Origin of the sequence: Bacillus sp. V3-13, assembly GCF_002860165.1 — a bacterium.
Classification (GTDB): Bacteria; Bacillota; Bacilli; order Bacillales; family Cytobacillaceae; genus Bacillus_BJ.
Genome location: NZ_PGUZ01000053.1, coordinates 64970 through 74361 on the forward strand (window position 1 = coordinate 64970; position 9392 = coordinate 74361).

The 9392-nt window shown below is 44.8% G+C and carries 8 protein-coding genes, 1 pseudogene and 2 riboswitches; of the genes and pseudogenes, 7 read left to right on the forward strand and 2 right to left on the reverse strand.

Annotated elements, in window-relative coordinates; genetic code table 11:
* Window positions 1-91 precede the first annotated feature (91 nt).
* The 3 genes and pseudogenes from CU633_RS17680 to CU633_RS17690 form a co-directional block, all read left to right on the forward strand.
* Window positions 92-1912: a PAS domain S-box protein gene (locus CU633_RS17680; protein WP_257958989.1), complete on the forward strand. Its 1821-nt coding sequence runs from the start codon at window positions 92-94 to the stop codon at window positions 1910-1912.
* A 5-nt stretch (window positions 1913-1917) separates the two neighbouring features.
* Window positions 1918-2427, forward strand: a complete 510-nt coding sequence (locus CU633_RS17685) for a methylated-DNA--[protein]-cysteine S-methyltransferase (RefSeq protein ID WP_180955019.1) — start codon at window positions 1918-1920, stop codon at window positions 2425-2427.
* Window positions 2421-2798, forward strand: a pseudogene (locus CU633_RS17690) (DUF2087 domain-containing protein); the annotation flags it as partial. The gene CU633_RS17685 and the pseudogene CU633_RS17690, both read left to right, overlap by 7 nt.
* Before the next feature lie 45 nt (window positions 2799-2843).
* Here CU633_RS17690 and mtnK read toward each other — a convergent pair.
* Window positions 2844-4010 (reverse strand): S-methyl-5-thioribose kinase, encoded by a 1167-nt coding sequence (gene mtnK, locus CU633_RS17695; RefSeq protein WP_101661904.1) that lies wholly within the window; start codon window positions 4008-4010, stop codon window positions 2844-2846.
* A 93-nt stretch (window positions 4011-4103) separates the two neighbouring features.
* Window positions 4104-4261: riboswitch (SAM riboswitch) on the reverse strand.
* Between the two features lie 100 nt (window positions 4262-4361).
* On the reverse strand, window positions 4362-5147 hold the full coding sequence (locus CU633_RS17700; RefSeq protein ID WP_101661905.1) for a carbon-nitrogen family hydrolase: 786 nt from the start codon (window positions 5145-5147) through the stop codon (window positions 4362-4364).
* A gap of 112 nt (window positions 5148-5259) precedes the next feature.
* Here CU633_RS17700 and CU633_RS17705 point away from each other — a divergent pair, with 112 nt between their 5' ends.
* From CU633_RS17705 to CU633_RS17720, 4 genes are all read left to right on the forward strand, one after another.
* On the forward strand, window positions 5260-6444 hold the full coding sequence (locus CU633_RS17705) for a pyridoxal phosphate-dependent aminotransferase (RefSeq protein WP_101661906.1): 1185 nt from the start codon (window positions 5260-5262) through the stop codon (window positions 6442-6444).
* Window positions 6445-6515: 71 nt separating this feature from the next.
* Window positions 6516-6623, forward strand: a riboswitch (SAM riboswitch).
* Window positions 6624-6722: 99 nt separating this feature from the next.
* Window positions 6723-7946: a 2,3-diketo-5-methylthiopentyl-1-phosphate enolase gene (locus CU633_RS17710; protein ID WP_101661912.1), complete on the forward strand. Its 1224-nt coding sequence runs from the start codon at window positions 6723-6725 to the stop codon at window positions 7944-7946.
* Complete coding sequence (locus tag CU633_RS17715; protein ID WP_180955020.1) at window positions 7943-8608, forward strand: 2-hydroxy-3-keto-5-methylthiopentenyl-1-phosphate phosphatase; 666 nt, start codon at window positions 7943-7945, stop codon at window positions 8606-8608. The genes CU633_RS17710 and CU633_RS17715 overlap by 4 nt, the downstream gene beginning before the upstream one ends.
* Window positions 8605-9237 (forward strand): methylthioribulose 1-phosphate dehydratase, encoded by a 633-nt coding sequence (locus CU633_RS17720; RefSeq protein ID WP_101661907.1) that lies wholly within the window; start codon window positions 8605-8607, stop codon window positions 9235-9237. The genes CU633_RS17715 and CU633_RS17720 overlap by 4 nt, the downstream gene beginning before the upstream one ends.
* The last annotated feature ends 155 nt before the right edge of the window (window positions 9238-9392 follow it).

A 9392-nucleotide genomic window follows, 5' to 3' on the forward strand; every position in this document is an offset into this window, starting at 1 on the left:
GGTTGCAAATGCTTCATGGACAAGACAGGATTAGCGCTGATAAATGTCGAAATAATTATTCTATTGAAGATTCAGGCAAGGAGGCAAGACAGTGGATGGAGCTATATCACGTGAAGAACATCAATTCCTGAAAGAAAAAGTTGCTGCCCTCGAACAGGCAAATAGAACATTGACGGAACAGTTTAACCATGCTCCTGATGGGATGATTATATTTAACCGTGAGGGAATCATAGCGGCCGGGAATTCCGCTTTCTGCAGGCATTTAAATATGGACAGCAGCAGTGTAATAGGAATGTCGCTGAAAGCTTTAATTCCAAAAAAATATCAATTTAAGCTGGTGAAGATTTGGGCGCTTTTGGATGAAAAGGGAAGCGCCAGAGGGATTTTGCCAATTGCCCATAATGAAAAATTAACCTATTTCGAAATTAATACGAGCCCCCTCCCAGGTGGGAAGGATCAGTATATTAGTATCATGAGGGATGTAACCGAGAAACAGATTATCGAAAAGAAAATCAGGAAAAATGAAGATTTATACCAGGATTTATTTGAAGAAGCGCTTGATGGAATCATTTTTTGGAATGGCTGTGGCGTTGTGACCCGGGCCAATCGGGCTGCATGCAAAATTTTCGAATGTCCATTGGAGCAATTGCTGGGGACTAACATAACCGATTTTGTGTATTCAAAAGATGATCATTATTATAAAATAATGGATTTGTTAAAAAAAACGGGTGCCATTCGTGACGAATTGTTGTTTTTAATGCCGAACGGACAAAAAAAATTGCTCGAATTTACGTCCAAGCTCCATATTGACGGATCTAATCTAACCATTGTCCGCAACGTCAGTGAACGCCACCGCATGGAAAGAGAGCTTCGCGAGAGCGAGCTGAAATTCCGGAAGATTTTTGAAGGTGCCCTTGAAGGAATTATATTATGGAATAACCATTTTGAAATCGTGGATATTAACCAGACAGGCCAAAATATGCTCGGCTTTTCCAGACAAGAGATCATCGGTAAATCGTTGACGGAGTTGCTGACAGAGTGCCGCCTCAGCCGCGAAGAACAACACAAACACATGGATACCCTTTTGGAACACGGCCAATTAAACGGCGTGGTACAGATCAGGTTAAAAAAAGGAACAAAAAAGCACCTTGAGTTCTCAACCAAAAGCAATTTGATGTCGGGCTTAAATTTAACCGTTTTTAAAGATATAACAGAAAAATTGGAGATGGAAGAACAGCTGAGAAAATCTGATACTTTAACGGTGATCGGAGAACTTGCCGCCGGGATTGCCCATGAAATCAGAAACCCAATGACAGCTCTAAAAGGGTTTATCCAATTGCTTCAGAGTAATATGAAGGATGAACATGCGATGTATTTTCAGGTGATCACAACCGAGTTACAAAGAATAGATTCGATTATCAATGAATTTCTAATCCTTGCAAAACCTCAGGCAGTAAAATTTATCGAATCGGATGTTACGCGGATTGTTAAAGAGACGGTTGAATTGCTGACAGCCCAGGCTGTCTTGCATAACGTGCAATTCAAAACGTATTATCAAGATAAGCTTCCGCTCCTGTTTTGCGAGCCGAACCAGCTCAAAAAGGTGTTTATCAACATCATCAAAAATGCGATCGAAGTGATGCCGAAAGGCGGATATATTACCGTTTCAGTTGAGCGGGCAGCAGGGGATAAAATCCATGTATACGTACAGGATGAAGGACCAGGCATACCCGAAGAAAAATTGAAAAAGCTTGGCGAACCGTTTTATACTACAAAAGAACGGGGAACGGGACTTGGCTTAATGGTGAGCTACAAAATTATTGAAGAGCATCAAGGAAGCATTGAAGTGGAAAGCCATCCGGGTACAGGGACAATCTTTCATATTTATTTACCATTAAAGAAGGCGGGGTAGAGATTTTGAACAGACAATATACTACACTGGAGACCGTCATCGGTTTGTTATTCATCGTTGCTGAAAACGGGAAACTGAGCGCCGTACATATAGGGAAAGACGACTTTGACAAACATGAAACAGGGAAGGGTCTGATTGAAAATCCGGATAATCCGGTCCTGGCTGCGGCAGTCGAACAGCTCGGGGAGTATTTTAACGGAACGCGAACCAGCTTTCAATTGCCTCTTGACCTGGCAGGAACAGATTTTCAGCAGGCGGTTTGGAAACAGCTTGAAGCGATTCCTTTCGGTGTCACGAAAAGCTACCAGGATGTTGCGTCAACGATTGGCAAATCGAAAGCGGTGCGGGCAGTCGGCCAGGCGAACAAGGCTAACAAATTCCCGATTATCATTCCATGCCACCGCGTCATTGGCAAAAATAAAGCGCTGACAGGCTATGCAGGTACGAGAACCGATATTAAAGAAAAGCTGCTCCGCCACGAAAAAGCTTCGTTTAAAGGTTCAGTAAGCACTTAAATGAATCAGTCCTGAAACAACATGCAAGTGCTTTAGTCGAGCAGATTGAGAAGGGCAGGGAGGGAATAAAGGAAATGGCCGAAACGAATATCGAAAGACAAAAGGTAATTGATAACTTCTTCACGCGTGATGGGAAGCTGAAAAATATTCCGGCCCAGCGGAAGAAGAAATTAATCGTCTTCGAATATATGATCCGCGGTTTAACAAAAGGGAAAAAATATGCGGAGAAGGAACTAAATGAGTATATAAAAAAATATCACGAAGATTACGCAACGATCCGCCGCGAGTTTATCATCAATCATTATATGTACCGGGAAAATGGGATATATGAATTGAATCCGGAAGAGATGTGGGCGAAAATCGACGGATAAAGCGAAAGCCGACCCGCAGAACTGGAATTCTGCGGGTCGATCATTTTAATATATCAGGTCATTAATCGATTTAATATTCCGGTGGTTTTTGATGAACTGGCTGCCAAGCTGAAGAGCTGTCCGCTTTGCATCCAGCCTTTTATCCTTATCTTGAATGCCATCCAGGTCGGCAACATGTGACAGTCCTATCGTACGGCGGATCAGCTCACAACCGGCAAATCCGGCAGCATCCTGAAGATACTTTTCAAGCAAATAAGCGAGAAAGCGATCGTCTGAAGAAAGCGGATCTGTGTTCTGCTCTTTCCACAGTTTTGAATACTCCCGTGAAAAAGTTTCCCAAAAAACTTTTATATGGGAAGAGATGGAACTCTGTTTTTCAGGGTTGGCAATCTGTTGGACCAGCAAATTCGCAATGACTTGGCCAAGGTCAAAACCAGCCGGCCCGTAAAATGCAAATTCAGGGTCGATGATTTTTGTTTCATCCTTATTTGCAAATATGCTTCCAGTGTGCAAGTCGCCATGCAATAATGACTCTGCTTCTGTCAAAAAGCTCTTTTTAAGAAGAGCTGCCTCAAACTTTAAATCTTCATCAGCCCAGAGCGTCTCGGCATCTTTCTTTAGGCCTTCCTCAAAATCATTGGTGGGCGCATCGAAGAACGGGTCGGTAAAAATGAGGTCTTCCGTAATTTTACACAGCTCCGGGTTAATAAATTTTCCAACCAGTTCCTTTTTCTCTGCAGGCGTTAACCCATAATCAGAAGTAAAGAACAGCGTTTTAGCGAGATACTCTCCGATATGCTTGGAGAGAAGCGGGAAATCGTCGCCATGGATAAATCCGGTTCTCACAATCGTCAAATGTGATAAGTCCTCCATAACAGTGACCGCAAAGGTCTCATCGCTAAAAAAGACTTCAGGAACATAATTTGGTGCCAATTTTTTAAAAACAGACAGTGCATTTGCTTCGATCACCGCTCTTTTCAGTGTTAACGGCCAGCTTTCACCAACAACTTTGGCATATGGTAAAGCTTGTTTAATGATCACACTCTTGCCGGAATCCTGAGCTGAAATCCGAAAGACGAGATTCAGATTGCCATCGCCAATCTCCTCAACTGTTAAAAGAGTTCCTTCAGGAAATAGCCGCAATTTAATTGCTAATGCGGCAGCCGAGCTTTCGGTTAAAGGTTCGTATGTTTTATTTTGTAATAAGACCATCGTATATTCCTCCTTAATTTGGAGGCTTTTTCAATAAATGAAAAAGCCTCTTTCTCAACACGAAAGAGGCTTGGAAGTTTATATTCTCCACGCCTCTTATCTGCCAGAAGAAAATCCTTCTGTTGGAATTAGCACCGTGCCCTTGGGAGACATCAGTCCCCGGCGCAATTTAGCGCCCCATTTCACAATGGCATTACGGTCGGTTGCTGGGCTTCATCGGGCCAAATCCCTCAGCCTGCTCTTGATAAGAGAGTACTATTTTGATTGTTTTTTACTTGTTGACCATCATATCAACGCAAAAAGTGATATGTCAATCATTTTTTTAAAAAGTTTGACATTGAAAATCTCCACTTATTGATAGAATTCCGGTTTTCTGTCTGAGAAAATCGGGATGATTTCTCTTACTCTTCGTACTTCATCAAGGTCTATTTCAGCATGCAAAATTTCCTGTTCTTCACCGGCTTCCGCGATCACTTCCCCCCACGGATCAATAATCATCGAATGTCCGGCAAAAGCATTGTTCGGATCGGATCCCGCCCGGTTGCAGGCAATGACATAGCATTGGTTTTCAATTGCCCGTGATATTAACAGGGCTCTCCAGTGGGCGAGGCGGGCAAGCGGCCATTCAGCTACTACAAACAATGCTTCCGCTCCTTGTGCCGTATGCGCGCGAATCCATTCCGGGAAGCGGATATCGTAGCAAATCATTCCGGACAGGAGCCTGTTTTCCAGCTTGAACAGGCCCTTTGAATTGCCAGCTGATAAATGCAGATGTTCGTCCATCAGCTTGAAAAGATGCAGCTTACTGTATTCATGGACAAGCTCGCCGTGCTGATCGACAATGATAAGCGTATTAAAAATTCCCTCTGCCGTTTTCCTTGCGACAGAACCGCCGACAAAAGCTGTCTGATGTTCCAGTGCTGCTTCCTTCAGAAAGGATTTTGTTTTGCTGGCGTCCTGATCGCCAATCACATCGAGCCGTTTCAGATCATACCCGGTCGTCCATAGCTCGGGAAGGACGATAATATCCGGTTTTCGTCGCGCTGCACCGGCAATCAGCTGTTTCGCAGCTTCGTAGTTTTGATCCGGATTGCCAAAAGCAATGTCCATTTGGATACAAGCTATCGATAATTTCAAAATTGTCACCCCATTAAAAAACTAAAAACTTTCACTTTACAAGCTGTTATTAACGTTATATCATTTGTGACTAGAATTTCAAATTCATTTTTTAATAAAAGCGGGTGCTAAAGTGAAAGATTTTCCCCAATCAGACTTATTAAATAGCCTGCCGAGGCAGTTCTTTGCCTCGCTCGTAAAAAAAGCAGGTACATACATTGAACAGGGTTATGATGTGATTAACCTGGGCCAGGGCAACCCGGACCAGCCGACACCGGGCCATATTGTCAAGGCATTGCAGGCTGCAGCTGAAAAGCCGGTCAACCATAAATATTCCCCCTTTCAAGGCTTTCGCTACTTAAAGGAAGCGGCAGCCGGATTTTATAAGCGGGAGTATCAGGTCGAGCTGGATCCGGACACAGAAGTGGCGGTATTGTTCGGCGGGAAAGCAGGTTTGGTTGAAATACCGCAATGCTTATTAAACCCCGGCGATACGGTGCTTGTTCCTGATCCGGGTTATCCGGATTACTGGTCCGGGGTCGCATTGGCGAGAGCGGAAATGTTGTATATGCCATTGCTCGAGAAGAACGGTTTTCTCCCAGATTATCGTGAGTTAAGCGGGGAAGCCTTGGCAAAAGCTAAGTTAATGTTCCTCAATTATCCTAACAACCCGACCGCCGCAACTGCGCCTCTTCCGTTTTTTGAAGAGACTGTAATGCTTGCTAAGCAGCATGATATTTGCGTGGTCCATGATTTTGCCTATGGAGCAATCGGTTTTGATAACGAAAAACCAATCAGCTTTTTGCAGGCGGAAGGCGCCAAGGAAGTCGGCATTGAAATTTACACACTATCGAAGACCTATAACATGGCAGGCTGGAGGGTAGGTTTTGCTGTTGGCAATAAAAGCGTCGTCAGTGCGATAAATTTGCTTCAGGACCACCTTTACGTCAGCCTTTTTGGAGCAGTTCAGGAGGCGGCAGCAGCGGCCCTGCTTGAATCGCAGGAATGCGTAGAGGAACTGAACCAGCTATATGAATCGCGGCGAAACACGTTTATTAAGGGGCTGCAATCGATTGGCTGGGAGGTTACAGCGCCAAAAGGTTCATTTTTCGCCTGGCTGAAAGTACCGCCATCTTTTACGTCCCAGCAATTTTCCGACTATTTACTCGAAAATGCCCATATTGTTGTCGCTCCTGGAATTGGCTTTGGGCGGTGGGGCGAAGGCTATGTCAGAGCTGGGCTGTTAACCTCTGAAGAACGGTTGCAGGAAGCAGTCAAAAGAATCCAGGCTTTAGAAATATTTAAAAAAGGGATTTGACAAATGGAGAATTTCCTGCGATAATCCAAATTAATTTGAACTGTCATGAACATGATTATATGAAAATCGTTTTCTTATCAAGAGCAGGTGGAGGGACGAGCCCGATGAAGCCCGGCAACCGACCTGGATTTTTTCCAGGCACGGTGCTAATTCTTGCAGCATTCGCTGAAAGATAAGGAGATGTTAGTTTGATATGCTAACCTCTTCTTTTCTGAAGAGGTTTTTTTATGGCCAAAATGAATAAGTTGGCCCGCGTGTTTACGGAAAGGATGATCGGCATGAGTGAAATAATTGCTACATATTCAGTCTATGATTCCAAACATAATCCCGGGAAGAAAGCAGAGGAAATCGCCCTCGGCCTGACGGTGGGCTCGTGGACAAATCTGCCCGAGCTTGAACAAAACCAACTGAAGAAGCACAAAGGGCGTGTCGTCTCTGTCGAGGGTCTTTCGGAAGAAAGCAGCAAAGAGGAGACAAAGGCGCTGATTAAAATTGCCTACCCTGCTGTTAATTTTTCTCCTGATTTACCGGCAATCTTAACGACCGTTTTTGGAAAGCTGTCACTGGACGGAAAAATTAAATTAATAGACTTGCAGTTTAGCGATTCGTTGAAGGCCCTTTTTCCGGGTCCCCGTTTTGGTATTGAGGGAATTCGTGAAAAAGTAAATGTTTATAACCGGCCGCTGCTGATGAGTATTTTTAAAGGCGTAATCGGCAGGGATTTGCCATACATGCTCGCACAGCTGAAAGAACAGGCTCTTGGCGGAGTCGATATTGTCAAGGATGATGAAATTCTGTTTGAGAACGATCTGGCTCCGTTTGCCGCGAGAATTTCCGAAGGGAAAAAGGTATTAACGGAAATCTATGAGCAATCCGGGCAGCGGACGCTATATGCTGTTAATCTGACTGGCCGCACGTCGGCTCTGAGGGACAAAGCGAAAAAGGCAGCCGAGCTTGGAGCAGATCTATTATTGTTCAATGTTTTCGCTTACGGACTCGATATCCTTCAGGAATTGCGGGAAGACGACAGCATTGCCTTGCCGATTATGGCCCATCCGGCTGTCAGCGGCGCACTCGCATCATCACCGGTATATGGACTGTCCTATTCGTTATTATTGGGAAAATTGCTGCGGTATGCGGGAGCGGATTTGTCTTTGTTCCCATCTCCGTACGGCTCGGTTGCCCTTGAAAAAGATCAGGCTTTGGCAATCGCCGAGGCACTCACGATAGAAGAACCGTTTAAACCAGTGTTTCCAGTGCCGTCGGCAGGCATTCATCCCGGCCTCGTGCCATTATTGTACAAAGACTTTGGACTGGATTGTGTGATAAACGCTGGCGGCGGTGTTCACGGTCATCCAGGCGGCGCAAAAGGGGGCGGCCTTGCATTCAGGCAGGCGATCGAAGCGGTTTTAAATGGGCAATCTTTGCTGGATAAAGCAAAACAGCATGATGAGTTGCGGGCAGCGATCGAGCTGTGGGGCCATCAAGAGGTGACTGCATGATGAAAAAGCATGCCGTATTTTGTGATTTCGACGGGACGATCACCGAAAAAGACAATATTATTGCGATCATGGAAAAATTCGCTCCTTCCGACTCGGAACCGCTGAAGGAGCAAATCCTGTCCGGGCAAATTTCGATCATGGAAGGTGTCGGAAAGCTGTTCTCGCTCCTCCCCAGCTCTTTAAAGGACGAGATTATTGATTTTGCGGTGGAAAATGCGGTGATCAGGGCTGGATTTAAGGAGTTTGCCGCCTTTTTGGCTAACGAAGATATCCCGCTTTATATTGTCAGTGGCGGAATCGACTTTTTTGTAGAGCCGATTCTGGAGGGGACTGGACCAATTACAGGCTTATATTGTAACGGATCTGATTTCAGCGCTGAAAGAATAAAGATACTGTGGCCTCACAGCTGTGACAGTCACTGCTCCAACGGCTGCGGCTGCTGCAAACCTTCTGTCATCCGCAGCCTTGATGGAGAAAATCTCGATAAGATTGTCATTGGTGATTCGATCACAGATGTCGAGGCAGCCAAGCAAGCTGATTTTATTCTTGCAAGGGACTTACTTGCCAGGAAATGTGAAGAGCTCGGGCTTCCTTACAAACCATTTAATACTTTCTTTGATTGCGTCGATTCTATAAGAGAGAAGATAGGGGTGAGAGCATGAGTCTTCTTCAGGAAAGGTGGCAGGAGCTCGCCGACGTCAAAGATGAACTTGCACAACGTGATTGGTTTATGGGGACAAGCGGAAACCTGGCCATTAAAGTAGGAAGCGATCCATTGACTTTTCTTGTAACCGCCAGCGGCAAGGACAAACGGAAACGGACGAGTGAAGATTTTCTGCTTGTTGATGCAAGCGGGCGGCCTGCTGAAGAGACCCATTTAAAACCATCGGCAGAGACATTGCTCCATGCAGAAATTTACAAGCGCACGAATGCTTGCTGCAGTCTCCATGTCCATACAGTTGATAATAATGTCATTTCAGAACTGTTCGGAGACAGGGGAGAAGTCACATTTAAAGGCCAGGAATTAATCAAAGCTTTTAATTTGTGGGATGAGAATGCGGCGCTTACGATTCCGATCATTCCCAATCACGCCGATATCCCTGCTCTTGCCCGGGAATTTGCCGGCCATATTTATGAGCAAAAAGGCGCTGTGCTGATTCGCAATCATGGCATTACCGTCTGGGGTGAAAGTGCTTTTGAAGCGAAAAAGCTTCTCGAAGCCTCAGAGTTTTTGTTTCGTTACACGCTCCGCTTACTGGAGCATAAACCCGGGTTAATTAAAGCAGTTTAATTGAAAAGGAGATAAGTAGAATGGCACATATTGTATTTCAAAAAACTGGGGAAAAATTAGTGAATCAAGAAGAAGTAGCAGCTTTTCTGGAAAGGTAGTGTAAAAAGTTCTATGAAAACTCGGCTTTGAGGGTTCCGTTCTGCCACAAAACAGAT

Coding starts and splice junctions, on each gene's coding strand:
- CU633_RS17720 (WP_101661907.1), top strand. CDS start 8,605: ATGAGTCTTCTTCAGGAAAGGTGGCAGGAGCTCGCCGACGTCAAAGAT.
- mtnK (WP_101661904.1), bottom strand. CDS start 4,010: ATGGTCTTATTACAAAATAAAACATACGAACCTTTAACCGAAAGCTCG.
- CU633_RS17715 (WP_180955020.1), top strand. CDS start 7,943: ATGATGAAAAAGCATGCCGTATTTTGTGATTTCGACGGGACGATCACC.
- CU633_RS17710 (WP_101661912.1), top strand. CDS start 6,723: ATGAGTGAAATAATTGCTACATATTCAGTCTATGATTCCAAACATAAT.